The following is a 17,517-nucleotide window of genomic DNA, read 5'->3' as shown; positions in this document are numbered from 1 at the left end:
AAAGCTAAAAGCTAAAAGCTAAAAGCTAAAAGCTAAAAGCTAAAAGCCTACTTCCTGTAGTCCAATGCAGGTGGTCTATCTCCTAAAAGCGGTTTATATACAAAATCAGAACCTCTGCGTTCTTCAAATTCTGTTTTTGCTTTATTAATCAGTTCTTTGTTGCTAAAAAGATCCATTGCCGTTGCGGTTAAGGTTTTCGCCGCAACCATCATCCCTTTTTTTCCAATTGAAGTTCCTCCCGAGGCTACTGCTTGCCAACTATGGGCAGAAGTACCTGGCACCCAAGTCGCAGTTCCGAAACCAACTGTAGGTACTACGAAACTTACATCTCCGACGTCCGTAGATCCGTATGCCCGGGCCACCTCTTTGTAAGGTTGAATTGCCATTGCTCTTTCTGCATTAGCACTTTCTTGACCGAGACTGATAGCTATTTTGTCAGCAAATTCTTTTTCTTCCATAGAGTAGGCAACGCCTCCAATATTTGATAAGTTATCGTGAACTAGTTTTTGAAGTGTTAAGTTGGGCAACAACTCATGTACCCCATTGACCAATTCATACTCCATTTTAGTGCCTGTGCCTAAAGCTGCTCCTTCACCAGCTTTTACAATACGTTCAAAAATACTTCGTACGACATCTCTACGATTGTGACGAGCATAATAATACACTTCAGCAAAATCTGGAACCACATTCGGGGCTTTACCACCATCGGTAATTACATAATGAATACGCGCTTCTTGCGGAATATGTTCACGCATCATATTGACCATGGCATTCATTGCTTCGACACCATCTAAAGAAGAGCGCCCCATTTCAGGCGCGCCTGCTGCGTGAGCAGAAACACCATAAAATCGAAACTTTGCGGAAATATTGGCCAAAGCGGCTGCGGCGCTTGCTGCATTTTGAGAACTTGGATGCCAGTGTAAAGCAATATCAACATCATCAAAAACACCCTCACGAGACATGTATACTTTTGCACCGCCTCCTTCTTCCGCAGGGCAACCGTAGAAACGTATCGTACCAGGAATTTTATTTTCCTTCAACCAATTTTTAACTGAAATAGCTGCAGCAGATGAAGCCGTGCCGAATAAATGATGTCCACATGCATGACCAGCAACACCATTTGCCGATTTCTTTTCTGGAATGGCCTGCTGTGAAAGTCCAGGCAGAGCATCATATTCTCCTAAAATGGCAATTACAGGACTTCCAGAGCCATATTCTGCTACAAAGGCCGTAGGAATGTTTGCAATTCCTGACTCAATAGAAAACCCCTCATCAGATAAAGTTTTTTGAAGTAAAGCGGTACTTTTTTCTTCTTGGTAGCCCATTTCTGCAAAGTTCCATATTTGCATGGCGATGTCTCCAAATTTTTCACTTTGTGAATCGAGCTTCTTTAATACTGCTTCCTTACTCTTTTGAGCAGTTATTGATGAAAGTGTCAGCAGGTAACAAACTAGAATAAAAAAGAGTTTTTGCATAATATTTGTAAATGGTTGATAAGCAATAAATATACTAAAATCAATGAAAGAAAGTGAATAGTAACATGACACTTATTTGTAAATTTGCAGCTTATATATTAGTATGAACATTCCACAGTCAAGTTTCCCTAGAATAGTCATCATTGGTGGCGGTTTTGGAGGAATTTCCTTAGCAAAAAAATTAAGCCAAAAAGAATACCAAATAGTGCTATTGGATAAGCACAACTATCATACTTTTCAACCCTTGTTATATCAAGTTTCAACAGGTGGATTAGAGCCTGATTCTATCGCATACCCAATAAGAAAAGTATTGCAAGGTTATACTAATACATACTTTAGACTAGCCAAAGTTCAAAAAATTGATACAGAAAAGAACATCGTAGAAACCAATATTGGAGAACTGAAATTTGATTATTTGGTTGTGGCCACAGGTTCTACGACCAACTATTTTGGCAATCAAACGATTGCAAAGAACAGCATGTCAATGAAATCTATTCCTCAATCATTGAATTTACGAAGTTTGATATTGGAAAATTTTGAGCAGGCCTTATTGACCGATGACCTTCATGAACGAGAAGCACTTATGAATTTTGTGATTGTAGGTGGTGGCCCCACTGGCGTTGAATTGGCAGGTGCACTTGCTGAGATTAAAAAAGGAATATTGCCGAAAGATTATCCTGATTTGGATACAAGACGCGCCCAAATTAATTTAGTACAGGGCAGTAATCGAATTTTGCCAGCTATGAGTGAAATAGCATCTAAAAAGGCAGAACAATTTCTAGAGGGCCTAGGTGTAAACGTATGGAAAGATCTTAGGGTAACCGATTATGATGGTAAAATAGCCACTACCAATAACGATACCGTATTTGAAACGGCAACATTAGTGTGGGCTGCTGGGGTGCAGGCTGTAAATATTAAAGGTTTGGATGCTAAAGATTATCTATGTCCAGGTAATCGTTTACGAGTAAATGAATATAATCAAATTGATGGGTTTGAGCATATTTTCGCTATTGGTGATGTGGCTCAAATGGAATCAGAACAATATCCTCATGGACACCCCATGATGGCGCAACCTGCATTACAACAAGGGGATAAACTAGGAGAAAATCTAATCCGTCTATCTGAGAAAAAACCGATGTTGCCATTTAAATACCATGATAAGGGTAGTATGGCGACCGTTGGTAGAAATAAAGCCGTAGCTGATTTACCCAAGTTTAAATCTCAAGGGGTTTTCGCATGGTTTATTTGGATGTTTGTACACCTATATTTTTTAATTGGATTTAGAAATAGAGTAGTGGTCTTCATCAATTGGGTATACAACTATATAAAATTCGACAGAGAAGCACGTTTAATAATTAGACCTTTTAAGAAGGAATTTAGATTAAATTCGGAAAACTAAATTAGTTTCTGGGATGAAACTCATTTAGAACCTTTGCCAAATGTGTCCGATTCACATGCATATAGACTTCAGTTGTGGTAATACTTTCATGGCCTAGCATTTGCTGAATAGCACGCAAATCAGCTCCGTTTTCAAGTAAATGCGTAGCAAAAGAATGTCTAAAAGTATGAGGACTTATATTCTTTTGTAGCCCAATAGCCTCAGCTAAATGTTTTATGATGGTGAAAATCATCGCACGTGTCAGTTGTTTTCCTCTTCTATTCAGAAAAAGAAAGTCTTCATGACCAACCTCGATTTTTCGATGTATTCTGACTTCTTTTCTATATAAATCAATATACTTTTTATTCACTTTGCTTATGGGAACGAACCGCTGTTTATTACCCTTACCAGTAACCCTGATAAAATCTTCATCAAAATATAAATCAGAGAGTTTAAGATTTATAAGTTCTGAAACGCGCAGCCCACAGCCATATAAAGTTTCTAATATGGCACGATTACGTTCCCCTTCAGGTTTTGAAAGGTCTATTGCGGCAATCAATTCATTGATTTCAACTGTAGAGAGGGTATCGGGTAGTTTTCGCCCTATTTTCGGCGATTCAATTAAGTCCATAGGATTATCATCTCTATAATCTTCAAAAACGAGATAGTTAAAAAAGCCTTTTAGTCCAGATATGATTCTTGCCTGTGAACGCGGGTTTACAGTTTTAGGTAATTCATAAACAAACTGTTGTAGTGTTTCTTTTTCTATTTTTTTAGGATTCTCTGTGCTATTAGAGAGCGTTAGAAAGTTAATCAGTTTTTGAATGTCTAAGGAATAGTTTTTAATAGAATTTTCAGATAATCCTCTTTCAATTTTTAGGTAATGTTCATAATCGTTAAGGATATCATTCCATTTCATAATGTAAATATAGCACAACCGCTATAGAGAAAATATTGTGTAAGATCACTTTGACAACATATTCTTTATGAATCACAACTTATTATTAGCGTATGGTTATCAAGAGTTTATGTTTGTAAAACCAAACAATTTTATTATGAAATCCATTTTAACTTTAGTTTTTGTTCTAAGTATTTCTTTATCAATTCATTCGCAAGTAGATAGAACCAATCTTAGAATAGGCCTTAATGCAGGTACAATTGTTGGAGACGCCGCAGACTTTTATAGTTTTACACTTGGCGTAGATGTTTTGCATGTGTGGGGACTATCAAGAGAAATTGATTTAGGTTTTGCAACTGGTTTTACAAACGCTTTCGGAGAGGAAGATACTTTGGATACTGGCGGAGCAGTAATAGAAACCCAATTTGATAACGCACAGTTCATTCCTGTAGCTGGAGCGTTACGAATTTATCCTTCATTTGGATTTAAACTTGGAGGTGATATAGGCTACGCAATTGGAGTTAATGAAGGAAATGATGGAGGGTTTTATTATCGTCCTATAATTGGAGTTGATGTAAATGGCACAACAGAATTGAATATTTCATATACTACAGTTGAAAATGAAGGAGCTTTTTCTTCAGTTTTATTAGGAGTTTTATTTCTATTCTAAAGGGAGTGCTTAAGAGTTTTTTAGGGTTTTTCTTATTTTTTTACATAATGGACATTTGTATATTTGTTGTTCAACAACTAAAAAACAAACATTATGAAAAAATTAATTATTGCAACAGTATTTGTACTTAGTTTTACTTTTACTATCTATGCCCAGGAAGGTTTTTCTGCAAAGGCAGGCATTAATAATGTAACTTTTGATGTAGATGGATTTGGTTCCACCAGTGAGTTAGGGTTTTATTTAGGTGGAAGTTATACTTTTGATGCCAATGGTGAAATTCAAATTGAACCATCTGTTTTGGTTAGTATTGTAGATGATTTAACTGCTTTATATATTCCTGTAATGGCAAAGTATCCTATTACAGATAAATTTAATGTACAGGCCGGTCCTCAAATTAATTATCTTTTAGAGGATGTTGATGAAGGTGCTTTTGGTCTTGATTTAGGCTTTGGTGGAGGTTTTAATATAGATGATAACTGGTTTGTTGAGGCCAGATACGCTTTTGAAATCTTAAGAGATTTAGAGGGAGGAAATATAAATACTTTAACCGCCGGTGTAGGTTATAGATTTGATTAAAACAGCTTAATTAAAAAAAATTAAAACGGAAACTCAAGTTTCCGTTTTTTTGTGCCCTAAAATTATCATTACTTTTATCAAATGAGAATAATCATTATTAATGGACCTAATTTGAATCTGTTAGGTAAACGAGAACCAGAAGTCTATGGTGACACCACCTTTGAAGATTACTTTCTAGAACTTCGTAGTAAGTTTAAAAACTTAGAATTAGAGTATTTTCAATCTAATATTGAAGGAGAAATCATTGATAAACTTCAAGAAGTTGGTTTTTCATATGATGGTATTGTTTTGAATGCAGCTTCGTATACCCATACATCAGTAGGTATAGGTGATGCTGTCAAAGCTATAAATACCCCAGTAGTTGAAGTTCATATTTCAAATACTTTTAAAAGAGAAGAATTTCGTCACCATTCCTATATTTCTTCTGGAGCTCAAGGAGTAATTCTAGGTTTTGGTCTTCAAAGCTACGATTTGGCTATTGCCAGTTTTTAGTGGTTAAAATCCGTTCGGGTTTTTTCTTTCGTACATATAGTAAACCCCCGCTTCTATGAAAACTTTTAAATTTCTTTGTGCGTTGTGTTTGCTATGTGCAATATCCTGCGATACAAAAGATACTGACTTTGAACGTATTGAGGAAAACAATGATGATGAGCCGAATAATACGCTTTCGGTTTCTTCAGTCAATGCTTTTACCGGCCTCTCATTTAGTCAGCCCCTAGATTTACAATCTCCTGATGATGGTACCAATAGAATATTTGTCGTTGAAAAAGGTGGGCGCATTGTTGTTTTTGAAAATGATGTAAACGTTACATCTTCCATTAATTATCTAAATCTTTCTAATATTTCGACTTCAGGTGAGCAAGGTCTTTTAGGAATGGCATTTCACCCGAATTATCAATCTAACGGATATTTCTATGTGTGTTATACTCCTTCAGAAGGCCTATCTGTGATTTCTAGATTTTCAGTTTCAGCTGATGCTAACGTAGCGGATGCCAGCAGTGAATTAGTGCTTTTAGAAATACCACAACCTGAAACCAATCATAATGGTGGACAAATTGCTTTCGGACCAGATGGTTATCTGTATATTGCTTCTGGAGATGGAGGAGGAGGTGGCGACCCTCAGAACAATGCTCAGAATAGGACTAATCTTTTAGGAAATATTCTACGAATTGATGTGGATAATACGGATACCGGATCAAACTATAGTATTCCTAGTGATAATCCCTTTGTAAATGATAGTGATATCAGAGATGAAATTTACGCCTATGGATTTCGAAATCCCTGGCGAATGAGTTTTGATACACAAACTGGCATACTTTGGACAGCTGATGTAGGTCAAAATGAATTGGAAGAAATTGATATTGTGATTAAAGGAGGTAATTATGGCTGGAAATTGTTTGAGGGGACTTCTTGTTTTTTCGGTGATTGTGATGCTGCCGGTTTGATAGCTCCAATTTTTGAGTATAACCAAAATAATGGAGACCGTTCTATTACCGGTGGTTATGTGTATAGAGGCAGTGAAGTTGGTTCATTGGAAGGAAAATATATTTATGGCGATTTTGTAAGTGGACGTATTTGGTCTTTAGCAGCTGATGGAAGTGAAAATGAATTATTGTTAGAATCAAGATTAAGCATCGCATCATTTGGTACAGATAGTTCTAACGAACTTTATGTTTGTGCCTTTGATGGAACTATTTACAAATTTATCGAAACTACAATGGTCAATCAGTAGTTCTTAGATACTTCATGTCTACATAAAAAGTCGCAAATGGTAATAAAGAAGCGAGCATCAAAACTAATAATCTTTTGATGCTCCATTTTTTTTGATACCAAAAAACAAAACCAATCACCACATATGCAATAAAAAGAGCTCCGTGGGCATACCCAACAACTTTGTTTGGCCCACCAATCTCTGCCCAATATTTAAGGGGCATGGTGAGTCCAAAAAGTAATAGATAGGATATTCCTTCAAGAATGGCTGTAGCTCTAAAAATTTTCAACAACTTAATTTATTTTATAAGTGTATGACTTCATCGTAAGCAGCTGCAACCGCTTCCATAACCGCTTCACTCATGGTTGGGTGAGGGTGTACTGCTTTAAGCACTTCGTGACTTGTGGTTTCCAGTTTCCTAGCAACAACTGCCTCTGCAATCATGTCGGTTACGCCGGCACCGATCATATGGCAGCCCAACCATTCGCCATATTTGGCATCAAAAATGACTTTTACAAACCCGTCGGATGCACCAGATGCTTTTGCTTTGCCACTAGCCGAGAATGGAAATTTACCTACTTTAATATCCAATCCTTTTTCTTTTGCTTGCTTTTCAGTAAGCCCTACAGAAGCAATTTCTGGTGAACAATAGGTACAACCTGGTATGTTGCCATAATCCAATGGCTCAACATGCATGCCCGCAATTTTTTCAACACAAAGAATACCTTCTGCAGAGGCCACGTGTGCTAGAGCTTGCCCAGGGGTTACATCTCCAATGGCATAATAACCAGGAATGTTGGTTTGGTAATAATCATTCACTAGAATTTTATCTCTATCGGTAGCGATACCAACTTCTTCAAGACCAATATTTTCAATGTTTGTTTTAATTCCTACGGCGGAAAGAACAATATCGGCTTCTAAAACTTCTTCACCTTTAGTGGTTTTAACTGTGGCTTTTACCCCTTCGCCAGAGGTGTCAACCTTTGTTACCTCTGCAGAAGTTTTAATTTTAATTCCATTCTTTTTAAAAGTACGTTCTAATTGTTTTGAGACGTCTTCATCTTCCAAAGGAACAATATTTGGTAGGTATTCGATAACGGTAACTTCTGTACCCATGCTGTTATAGAAATATGCAAATTCAATTCCGATTGCGCCACTACCTACTACAATCATCTTTTTTGGCTGCTTCTCTAATGTCATCGCTTCACGATAACCAATAACTTTTTTTCCGTCCTGAGGTAGACTTGGTAACTCACGGCTTCTTGCACCTGTAGCGATAATTATGTGCTTTGCGCTAAATTCAGTTGGCTCTCCATGTTCTCCTTTAACGATTACTTTTTTGCCGGGCATTACTTTTCCGTAGCCATTTAAGACCTCAATTTTATTTTTCTTCATCAAAAATTGAACACCCTTGCTCATGCCATCTGCAACACTGCGACTTCTTTTAACAACGGCATCAAAATCATGCTCTACTTTTTTTGCACTTAGTCCATAATCTTCAGCATGTTTTAAGTATTCAAATACTTGAGCAGATTTCAATAAAGCTTTGGTTGGAATACAACCCCAATTTAGACATACACCACCAAGATTCTCTTTTTCAACGATAGCTGTCTTTAAACCTAATTGAGAGGCTCTAATGGCGGTCACATATCCACCAGGCCCGCTTCCTAAAACAATAACATCAAAATTGCTCATTCACTTTAAATTTTAGTTGTTAAAATGGAGGTGCAAAAATACGAAATTCAAAATCCAAAACCCAAGGGCAGATATCAATATCACAATCTTTAGCAAAATGACTTTTTATTCAGAATCTTTAGTTGATTCTATATTCAACATAGTTTTATTGAAGTCTTTTGATTTTCCTTTAGGAATTGATAATGAAATCCAATCTTTTCCTTTAATCATTTTACCAAGTAAAACTATTTGACCTACATGATTGGCGTAATGTGCTAATTGTCTGTTTATGGCCTCAACAATAGTATGCACTTCACCTCGTATATAAATGGTTGAATCAAAATTCGACGTGTTAATTGAATGTAAAGCCTCAAATAAACATGTCCAACCTCTTTCCCAATAAGTAATTATTTCCTCTTTTGATTTTGAATGGTTTATAAACTCTGAGTCTCGATTACGCCATTGTTTTTCGCCATCTTCTTCTAAAAAGTTTGTCCACCTACTGAGCATATTGCCAACCATATGATTTACGATTATGGCTATGGTATTATCAGTTTCTTGATATTGCCAATGTAGTTGATTTTCAGAAAGTTGTTGAAGGGTTTTGTCGCCTAAGGTTTTATAGCGTTGGAATTCAAATTGAGCGTTTTGAAGATAATTATCAATCAATATTATTTTCTTCTTTAGAATCAAAATCTATACTTACAGAATTAATACAATAACGTTGTCCAGTAGTTTCTTTAGGGCCGTCATTAAAAACATGGCCTAAGTGACTGCCACAATTAGCGCAGACAGTTTCTGTTCGTATCATTCCGTGTGTCGTGTCCCTAATGTATTCAATAGCACCCTCTACCGCCTCATCAAAAGAAGGCCAACCACAACCACTTTCAAATTTGTGTTCACTTTCAAAAAGTTTGGCATTACATGCACGACAATGGTAATCACCATTTTTAAAATGTAAATTATATTCGCCTGTATGGGGTCTTTCTGTGCCTTTTTGACGTAAAACGCGATATTCTTCGGGGGAAAGTTCTTGTTTCCACTCTTCTTCGGTTTTTTCTAATCTGTAATTACTCATGAATTTCAAGGTTGGAAGGTTAAAAGGTAATCTTTCAAACTTAGCATTTTTATTGTTCGTCTGGTATAAAATTAAGTGCTACCCCATTAATGCAATGTCTTTTTCCAGTGGTTTCTCGAGGGCCATCATTAAAAACATGACCTAAATGACCACCGCAACTGGCACAATGCTCTTCAGTACGTGCATAGCCAATTTTATAGTCGGTGTCATAAGCAACGTTTCCATCAATCTCTTGGTCAAAAGATGGCCAACCTGTACCTGATTTGAATTTGTTCTCACTTCTAAAAAGAGGTGTCCCACACCCAGCGCAAGTATAAGTTCCTTTTTCTTTATTGGTTAATAACTCACTTGAAAAGGCATTTTCAGTTGCTGCTTTTCGTAGTACATAATACTCCATATCAGAAAGCTCTGAGCGCCATTCAATATCAGTTTTGGTAACTTTATAGGTTACTTTCTCTGCAGCATCTTTATTAACTTTTTCCTTTTCGGTTTGTGAAATACCCATGCATGAACTCATGACAAGTACAATCATTAAAGCAATATTTTTTCCCATCTTAATTTTTTTATTTGGACGTAAATAATTTATAATCCTTTCAAAATTACTGGAAATAAGAAAGCCCATTTCTTATTGAAATGAGCTTTTAACAAAGTTTAGTATTTTTTAATCAAAACTTACCTTGTCAATTCCATTAATATCCATTTTTAAGGCATCCATGATTGAGTTAAGGTTTGAAGTATCAATTGTATTATCAACTCCAAATTCTGCCGGAACTACAGCTATTCTAAATATTTGGTTATCTGTATCACCTGCTGGCAAAGTAGCTAAATCAAAATCAGATTCTAAAAAGATATTAACATCAAGAAATGTATGATCATAATTATATTGTAATAATCCTTGGTCAAGAATACGAGTTTGCGGTAATAACCTCCAAACATCGATGGGATCTCCTCCATCTGGATCATCTGTTTGCTCAAAAAGCAGATAAACTAGGACTAAATCAGATTCAAATACTTCGACGCTCTGTGGAAACTCAAAGAATATGGAATAATCATTTGCAGCTTCAAATGTACCTTCAATTTCAAGCACTTGACCTAAAATATTGACGCCGTCTTGCCCATCAAGTCCATCTAAACCATCAAATCCATTTAGTCCTGGGGGACCTTCAGGTCCTTCACAAGAAAGGGTTAGAGCAACAAGTAATATTCCGAAAATAGTTTTAATTCTACTCATAATTTTTGATTTGAAATGGTTTCTAAATTTTTATAGAACTATGAAATCAAAAAGCGTTCCATTTTTTAATTCTATTTCAAAAAGAAAGTAAGCAAGACAATTTTAGTATCTTGAGCAAAGATGATTAATATTGCATCTAAATACTAAAAAAGATTATGGCTACCCTTATACCTCATAGTTTATTTACCGATTTTGATATTGACCTTTTTAAATCGGGCAAGCATTTTCGTCTTTACAATAAGTTGGGGTCTCACCTGATTGAGGTAAATGGACAAAAAGGGACGTATTTTGCAGTTTGGTCGCCTTCAGCTAAGTCAGTTTCGGTGATTGGTAATTTTAATCATTGGAATAATCAAGAGCATCAACTTAACGTAAGATGGGATTCTAGCGGAATCTGGGAAGGCTTCATTCCCAATGTCCAACATGGCGAGGTTTATAAATATAGCATTGTATCAAACAACAACGGTATTGTAACTGAAAAAGCAGATCCTTTTGGTCGTTTTTGTGAACATCCCCCTAAAACGGCCTCTATTGTTTGGGACGCTAAATATTCTTGGAAAGATCAAAATTGGATGGACACCCGTGAAAACCACAACAATTTAGATAAACCCTATTCTGTTTATGAAGTCCATCTGGGTTCATGGAAGCGAAAAAATAACAATGAATTTCTTTCTTATGCCGAACTCGCTGAAGATTTAGTAAAGTATGTTAAAGAAATGGGTTTCACACATATTGAACTTATGCCAATAATGGAATATCCGTACGACCCATCATGGGGATATCAATTGACGGGATACTTTGCTCCAACATCTCGCTTTGGAAAGCCAGAAGATTTTAAACTTTTAGTTGATAAAATGCATCAAGCGGATATTGGGGTTATACTTGATTGGGTTCCTTCACACTTTCCTGAAGATGCTCATGGACTTGGATTTTTTGATGGTTCAAATTTATATGAGCACCCGGACAGAAGAAGGGGGTATCATCCAGATTGGAAAAGTTTGATTTTTAACTATGGTAGAAACGAAGTGCGTGCATTTTTAATCAGTAATGCCATATTTTGGTTGGATCAATATCATGTTGATGGCTTGCGCGTTGACGCCGTAGCTTCAATGCTATATCTTGATTATTCCAGGGAGGATGGTGAGTGGGAAGCCAATATGTATGGCAATAATGAGAATTTAGAAGCCATGTCTTTTATTCGGGAAATGAACGAGGCCGTTTATGGAAGTTTTAAAGGTGTACAAACTATTGCCGAAGAATCTACGGCTTTTACTGGAGTTTCCAAACCAGTGCATTTTGGCGGTCTTGGTTTTGGTATGAAGTGGATGATGGGCTGGATGCATGATACATTGGAATATTTTAAGAAAGAACCAGTTTATAGAAAGCACCATCAGAATGACCTTACCTTTAGTATGACCTATGCATTCACTGAAAACTTTATGCTTCCATTTTCACACGATGAAGTTGTTTATGGAAAGCAATCATTGGTATACCGAATGCCTGGTGACGAGTGGCAGCGCTTTGCAAATTTGAGATTACTATTTGGCTATATGTTTACTCACCCAGGGGCAAATTTGATTTTCATGGGCGGGGAGTTTGGACAAACTTCAGAATGGAATTTTCAAGAGAGCCTTGATTGGCACTTGACCCAATATGATTTTCATTCAGGTATACAGAAAATAATTCAAGATTTAAATAAAGTATATAAACAACAACCAGCTTTACACGAAAAGCAGTTTAGCCCAGAGGGTTTTGAATGGATTGAATACAATGATCATGAAAATTCAGTAATGACCTATATCAGAAAGGGTCATGATTCCAAGAATGACCTTGTTGTAATTAGTAATTTCACCCCGGTACCGAGGGAAAAATATTGTGTTGGTGTACCAGATTCAAAGGCTCTAAAATTGATTTTCAATAGTGATGATACCAAATATAATGGTAGTGGTATGGGCAAGAAAACAGCAAAACCTTCTAAAAAACCATGGAATAATCGTGAACATTCAATAGAGGTTACAATTCCGCCATTAAGTGTACTTATTTACAAAAAATAGGCCTCTTTGTATGGAAAGGATACCACTATAACGTTGTAGTGGCTTCTTTGTTCAAAAGAACTTTTCATAATCTCAATCTAATGTGCTTTTTTTGCTAGTACGATAAATCATTTATGTATGATTACCAATACTGAAATTGAACGTAGGGGCAATTTGCTCCCGAATCACATTGTAGACTTTAAACAAGACAACGACAAGCTGTATTTTACTACGCAGAACGGTGTAATTCTTGAACTAACCGTTTTAAGAGATAGTGCTATACGCTTTAGATATGCAACGGAGCACGCTTTTGAACCCGATTTTTCATATGCCATAAGTGATGATGCAAGCAAAGGCTATAATGAACTTGAGGTAACTGATGAGATACCTGAGTATGTGGTTACCACTTCAAAAATCAAAGTTTATATCAATAAGACCAATCTTAAAATTCAAATTACGGATTTAGATGATATGGTCATAAACCAAGATGAAGCAGGTTTTCATTGGGAAGAAAACTATGATTATGGAGGAAATATTGTCAAAATGACCAAGGTTACCCAATCTGCTGAGAGCTTCTATGGCATGGGTGACAAAGCATCCCATACTAACTTAAAGGGTAAACGGGTTAATAACTGGGCGACCGATTCATATGCATATGGCAAAGATCAAGAACCATTGTATAAATCAATTCCATTTTATGTAGGGCTTCACAATGAAGCTGCTTATGGAATTTTCTTTGATAATTCATTTAGCACCTATTTTGATTTTGCTCATGAGCGCAGAAATGTAACCAGTTTTTGGGCAGATGGAGGAGAGATGAATTACTATTTCTTTTACGGCCCGAAAATATCTCAGGTTGTTGAGGCCTATACCGATTTAACCGGGGTTCCAGAGCTTCCGCCATTGTGGGCATTGGGTTTTCATCAATCTAAATGGAGTTACTACCCTGAAAAAAAGGTTAAGAAGATTGCATCTACTTTTAGAGATTTGAAGATACCTTGTGATGCCATTTATTTGGATATAGACTATATGGAAGGTTTTCGATGTTTTACATGGAACAACCGTCGTTTTCCAAACCCCAAGAAGATGATAGATGAATTATATGAAGATGGGTTCAAAACGGTGACCATGATTGATCCCGGTATCAAAATTGATCGAGATTATTGGGTGTATAAGCAAGCAATGGATAACGGTTATTTTTGCCGTAGAGCAGATGGCCCTCATTTTAAAGGTAAAGTTTGGCCCGGTGAATGCAAGTTTCCTGATTTCACAAATCCTGAAGTACGAGAATGGTGGGCAGGTCTTTATAAAGAAATGATTGCTGAAATGGGCGTTCATGGTGTGTGGAATGATATGAACGAGCCTGCTGTTATGGAAGTTCCTACAAAAACGGCTAATCTAGATGTTCGACATGATTATGATGGTCATCCCTGCAGTCATAGAAAAGCACATAATGTGTATGGAATGCAGATGGTTCGTGCCACCTTTGACGGGATAAAAAAGTTTACTTTCCCAAAAAGGCCTTTTGTGCTAACCAGGGCTGGATATTCTGGAACGCAGCGTTATTGTGCTACTTGGACTGGTGATAATGTAGCTACTTGGGAACATTTATGGATAGCCAATGTGCAAATGCAACGCATGTGCATGAGCGGATATTCGTTTGTAGGCTCAGATATTGGTGGCTTCGCGGAACAGCCTAATGGTGAGCTTTTTGCCCGATGGATTCAAATGGGTGTTTTTCATCCTTTTTGTAGAGTTCATTCTAGTGGTGATCATGGCGATCAAGAGCCTTGGTCTTTTGGTGATGAGGTTACAGATATTACTAGAAAATTTATAGAACTCCGATATCAATTATTACCTTATTTGTATACTATGTTTTACAAATATGTAAAAGAAGGTATTCCGATGCTGCAGTCTTTGGTATATTACGACCAAGAAGATACTCAAACCCATTTTAGAACAGATGAATTTTTGTTTGGTGAACAAATACTTGTCTGTCCTGTCCAAGAAGCAAATGCCAAAGGGCGAAGAATGTATTTGCCAAAAGGTAAATGGTATAATTATTGGACTGAGGAAGTTGTGGAAGGTGGTGTAGAAAAATGGGTGTCGGCAGATATCGATAAAATACCTTTATTCATAAAAGAGGGCGCGGTTATTCCCAAATATCCAGTACAACAGTATGTTGGGGAGAAGGAAATAACAGAACTGCGACTGGATATTTACTATAAGGAAGGCGTAGAAACATCAACGGTTTATGAGGATCAGCAAGAAGGCTATGATTATAAAAAAGGTCGTTTTAGTTTAAGAAAGTTCCGTCAACGGGGTAAAACAAATGAGCTGATTATGCAACAATTTAAAGATGGTAGTTATGTGACTACTTATGAAACTTTTAAACTTCATTTTCACGGACTTCCATTTAAAATTGATAGCATAGAGGTGGATAATGAAATGGTAGATTTAAAATCCATAAATTTTGATGGCAACAATAGCATTGAGGTCAGTAAAGATTTCACAGAGCTACATATTTTTGGAAAATAATTTTTCGTAATTTGAAATTATAAACACTACATATTATGAAAAAATTAATTTTAACAATTGCGGTTTTTCTTGCTGTCGCGGCTTGTAAAACTAATCCGTTTACGGGCAAGAAAATGCTTAATTTTTATGGGAATCAGCAAATATTTCCCATGGCTTTTGCCCAGTATGACCAATTTTTAACTGAAAATAAGGTCATTACGGGTACCAAAGATGCTCAAATGATTACAAGTGTAGGGCAACGTATTGCTAAAGCAGCAGAAACCTGGTTAAATGCCAACGGGCATCCTGGGTATTTAAAAGACTATAAATGGGAATATAATTTGGTGGATGATGAAACGGTAAATGCATGGTGTATGCCAGGTGGTAAAATAGTTTTCTACACAGGAATTTTACCTATCACCCAGACGGAAACAGGGGTTGCCGTAGTTATGGGGCATGAGGTTGCTCACGCACTAGCTGACCATGGTGCTCAACGAATGAGTGCAGGTACGTTACAACAGATTGGGGCAGTAGCTGGTAATGTAGCAATTCAGGACCCTGAAAAAAGAAATATGTTTAACCAAGCATATGGTGTTGGTTCACAGTTGGGCGTAATGCTACCTTTCAGTAGAGGTCATGAAACCGAAGCTGATAATATTGGGCTACATATCATGGCAATTGCAGGTTATGATCCTTATGAAGCTGCGGAACTATGGAAGCGCATGAAAGCAAAAAGTGGAGGACAAGCACCACCAGAATTTATGAGTACACATCCTTCAAATGATACACGAATCAATAACTTGACGGCTTGGGCGCCATTGGCCAAAAAAGAAGCCGCTAAGTTCGGAGTTACGTCTTTTAAGTAATTATCCAATAAAGTTTAGACAAAAAAGTAATAAAAGCTGCTCTTTTCGAGCAGCTTTTCTATTTTTAGCATATGACAAAAGTCTTGGAATTAAAAGGAACTAAAAAACTATTAAACGCCTGGGCATTCTATGACTGGGCAAATTCGGTCTATAGCTTAGTAATCTCTTCAGCAATTTTTCCAATTTTTTATGGGGCATTATTTCGAGTAGCAGAAATTGAAAAGGTCACCGTTTTTGGCGGTGAGATTGCCCGTGCACCTTTGATAAGTTATGTTACCTCTGCAGCTTTTGTGTTTATAGCTATTGTCACCCCTTTAATTTCAGGTATTGCAGACTATTTGGGTAACAAAAAAATCTTTTTAAAGTTCTTTTGCTATTTAGGTGCACTGTCATGCGTAGGGCTATACTGGTTTTCATTGGAGAATATTTATTTTGGATTATTATGCTATTTCTTTGGCTTGGTTGGATTTTGGGTAAGTTTCGCAATTAATAATTCGTACTTGCCCGATATTGCATATCCTGAACAGCAAGATACTATTAGTGCAAAAGGTTTTTCCCTAGGTTATATTGGTAGTGTGATTCTATTGGTATTTAATCTAGCAATGGTAATGAAACCTGATGTTTTTGGAATAACCAATGACGGGGGGGAGATTGCTGAAGTAAAAGCAATGAAATACTCCTTTGTTACCGTAGGTATTTGGTGGGCACTTTTTAGCCAATATACGTTTGCCAATTTACCTAAGGGATATAAACGCGAAGGGCAGCGCAAGAATATAGTTTTAAATGGATTTAGAGAGCTTCAAAGTGTTTGGAAACAACTAGGAAGTCAGCGACAACTAAAAAGATATTTGAAAGCATTTTTTATTTATAGTATGGCCGTGCAGACCATAATGTTGATTGCGACCTATTTTGGAGAGGAAGAAATCAATTGGGGAACGGATAGTGAGCGGACAACCGGATTGATTGTAAGTATTCTTGTAATTCAGATAGTAGCTATTTTAGGGGCTACTTTTACGGCAAAAGCATCCAAAGTCTTTGGCAATATTAAAACTTTAATAGTTGTAAATATTTTATGGTTGCTACTTTGTATTTATGCCTACTTTTTAGAGACACCCATGGATTTTTATATAGCAGCGGGATTGGTGGGTATTGTTATGGGAGGAATACAAGCTTTGTCTAGATCTACATACTCTAAATTCTTGCCTGAAACTACAGATACCACTTCTTTTTTCAGTTTTTATGATGTTTCTGAAAAAATTGGAATTGTCATTGGTACTTTAATGTACGGGTTGATTGCTCAGTTAACGGGAAGTATGCGTAGCAGCACCATTTTCTTAGGGTTATTTTTTCTAGTAGGAGCCTATTTATTGACAAAGGTAAATAAAAAGCCTTAGCGAAATCGCCAAGGCT

At 36.7% G+C, this 17,517-nt stretch carries 17 protein-coding genes; 9 read left to right on the top strand and 8 right to left on the bottom strand.

The genetic code is table 11. The features are described 5' to 3' along the window. Positions 1-47: 47 nt before the first annotated feature. Positions 48-1,475, bottom strand: coding sequence for an amidohydrolase (locus RM706_RS16000; RefSeq protein WP_311353274.1), 1,428 nt, complete (start codon positions 1,473-1,475; stop codon positions 48-50). A 103-nt stretch (positions 1,476-1,578) separates the two neighbouring features. Between RM706_RS16000 and RM706_RS15995 the strand changes: the two genes are divergently transcribed. Continuing rightward, positions 1,579-2,874: an NAD(P)/FAD-dependent oxidoreductase gene (locus RM706_RS15995; protein ID WP_311353273.1), complete on the top strand. Its 1,296-nt coding sequence runs from the start codon at positions 1,579-1,581 to the stop codon at positions 2,872-2,874. Between the two features lies 1 nt (position 2,875). On the opposite strand, the gene xerD is transcribed toward RM706_RS15995, so the two are convergent. After that, positions 2,876-3,772 (bottom strand): site-specific tyrosine recombinase XerD, encoded by an 897-nt coding sequence (xerD, locus tag RM706_RS15990; protein WP_311353272.1) that lies wholly within the window; start codon positions 3,770-3,772, stop codon positions 2,876-2,878. 136 nt (positions 3,773-3,908) lie between these two features. On the opposite strand from xerD, the gene RM706_RS15985 reads away from it, so the two are divergent. The 4 genes from RM706_RS15985 (at position 3,909) to RM706_RS15970 (ending at position 6,729) form a co-directional block, all read left to right on the top strand. After that, positions 3,909-4,421 carry a hypothetical protein gene (locus tag RM706_RS15985; protein ID WP_311353271.1) on the top strand — a complete coding sequence of 171 codons (513 nt, stop codon included), beginning with the start codon at positions 3,909-3,911 and terminating at the stop codon, positions 4,419-4,421. A gap of 93 nt (positions 4,422-4,514) precedes the next feature. Next, a complete protein-coding gene (locus RM706_RS15980) occupies positions 4,515-4,997 on the top strand; it encodes an outer membrane beta-barrel protein (protein ID WP_311353270.1) in 483 nt (160 codons plus the stop codon). Between the two features lie 81 nt (positions 4,998-5,078). Beyond that, positions 5,079-5,489 (top strand): type II 3-dehydroquinate dehydratase, encoded by a 411-nt coding sequence (gene aroQ / locus RM706_RS15975; RefSeq protein WP_311353269.1) that lies wholly within the window; start codon positions 5,079-5,081, stop codon positions 5,487-5,489. A gap of 55 nt (positions 5,490-5,544) precedes the next feature. Further along, positions 5,545-6,729 carry a PQQ-dependent sugar dehydrogenase gene (locus tag RM706_RS15970; RefSeq protein WP_311353268.1) on the top strand — a complete coding sequence of 395 codons (1,185 nt, stop codon included), beginning with the start codon at positions 5,545-5,547 and terminating at the stop codon, positions 6,727-6,729. Here RM706_RS15970 and RM706_RS15965 read toward each other — a convergent pair. The 6 genes from RM706_RS15965 to RM706_RS15940 form a co-directional block, all read right to left on the bottom strand. Beyond that, positions 6,719-7,000 carry a DUF3817 domain-containing protein gene (locus RM706_RS15965; protein WP_311353267.1) on the bottom strand — a complete coding sequence of 94 codons (282 nt, stop codon included), beginning with the start codon at positions 6,998-7,000 and terminating at the stop codon, positions 6,719-6,721. The two genes, RM706_RS15970 and RM706_RS15965, sit on opposite strands and share 11 nt — an antisense overlap. A gap of 11 nt (positions 7,001-7,011) precedes the next feature. Then, a complete protein-coding gene (gene lpdA / locus RM706_RS15960; protein ID WP_311353266.1) occupies positions 7,012-8,403 on the bottom strand; it encodes a dihydrolipoyl dehydrogenase in 1,392 nt (463 codons plus the stop codon). Positions 8,404-8,508: 105 nt separating this feature from the next. After that, entirely contained in the window at positions 8,509-9,075 is a 567-nt protein-coding gene (locus RM706_RS15955) for a DUF1572 family protein (RefSeq protein WP_311353265.1), read from the bottom strand. Beyond that, a complete protein-coding gene (gene msrB, locus RM706_RS15950; RefSeq protein ID WP_311353264.1) occupies positions 9,044-9,460 on the bottom strand; it encodes a peptide-methionine (R)-S-oxide reductase MsrB in 417 nt (138 codons plus the stop codon). Before msrB (RM706_RS15950) ends, RM706_RS15955 begins: the two co-directional genes overlap by 32 nt. 49 nt (positions 9,461-9,509) lie before the next feature. Beyond that, a complete protein-coding gene (gene msrB / locus RM706_RS15945) occupies positions 9,510-10,013 on the bottom strand; it encodes a peptide-methionine (R)-S-oxide reductase MsrB (protein ID WP_311353263.1) in 504 nt (167 codons plus the stop codon). Positions 10,014-10,121: 108 nt separating this feature from the next. Next, positions 10,122-10,691: a collagen-like protein gene (locus RM706_RS15940; protein ID WP_311353262.1), complete on the bottom strand. Its 570-nt coding sequence runs from the start codon at positions 10,689-10,691 to the stop codon at positions 10,122-10,124. Positions 10,692-10,846: 155 nt separating this feature from the next. Here RM706_RS15940 and glgB point away from each other — a divergent pair, with 155 nt between their 5' ends. The 4 genes from glgB (at position 10,847) to RM706_RS15920 (ending at position 17,501) form a co-directional block, all read left to right on the top strand. After that, complete coding sequence (gene glgB, locus RM706_RS15935) at positions 10,847-12,745, top strand: 1,4-alpha-glucan branching protein GlgB (protein WP_311353261.1); 1,899 nt, start codon at positions 10,847-10,849, stop codon at positions 12,743-12,745. 117 nt (positions 12,746-12,862) lie between these two features. Then, positions 12,863-15,262, top strand: coding sequence for a glycoside hydrolase family 31 protein (locus tag RM706_RS15930; RefSeq protein ID WP_311353260.1), 2,400 nt, complete (start codon positions 12,863-12,865; stop codon positions 15,260-15,262). Between the two features lie 35 nt (positions 15,263-15,297). Then, a complete protein-coding gene (locus RM706_RS15925) occupies positions 15,298-16,107 on the top strand; it encodes a M48 family metallopeptidase (RefSeq protein WP_311353259.1) in 810 nt (269 codons plus the stop codon). 71 nt (positions 16,108-16,178) lie between these two features. Beyond that, positions 16,179-17,501, top strand: a complete 1,323-nt coding sequence (locus tag RM706_RS15920; protein ID WP_311353258.1) for an MFS transporter — start codon at positions 16,179-16,181, stop codon at positions 17,499-17,501. Positions 17,502-17,517 lie beyond the last annotated feature (16 nt).

Origin of the sequence: Croceitalea rosinachiae (assembly GCF_031846445.1) — a bacterium.
Taxonomy (GTDB): Bacteria; Bacteroidota; Bacteroidia; order Flavobacteriales; family Flavobacteriaceae; genus Croceitalea; species Croceitalea rosinachiae.
This window is presented reverse-complemented; position numbering and strand designations above follow the sequence as displayed.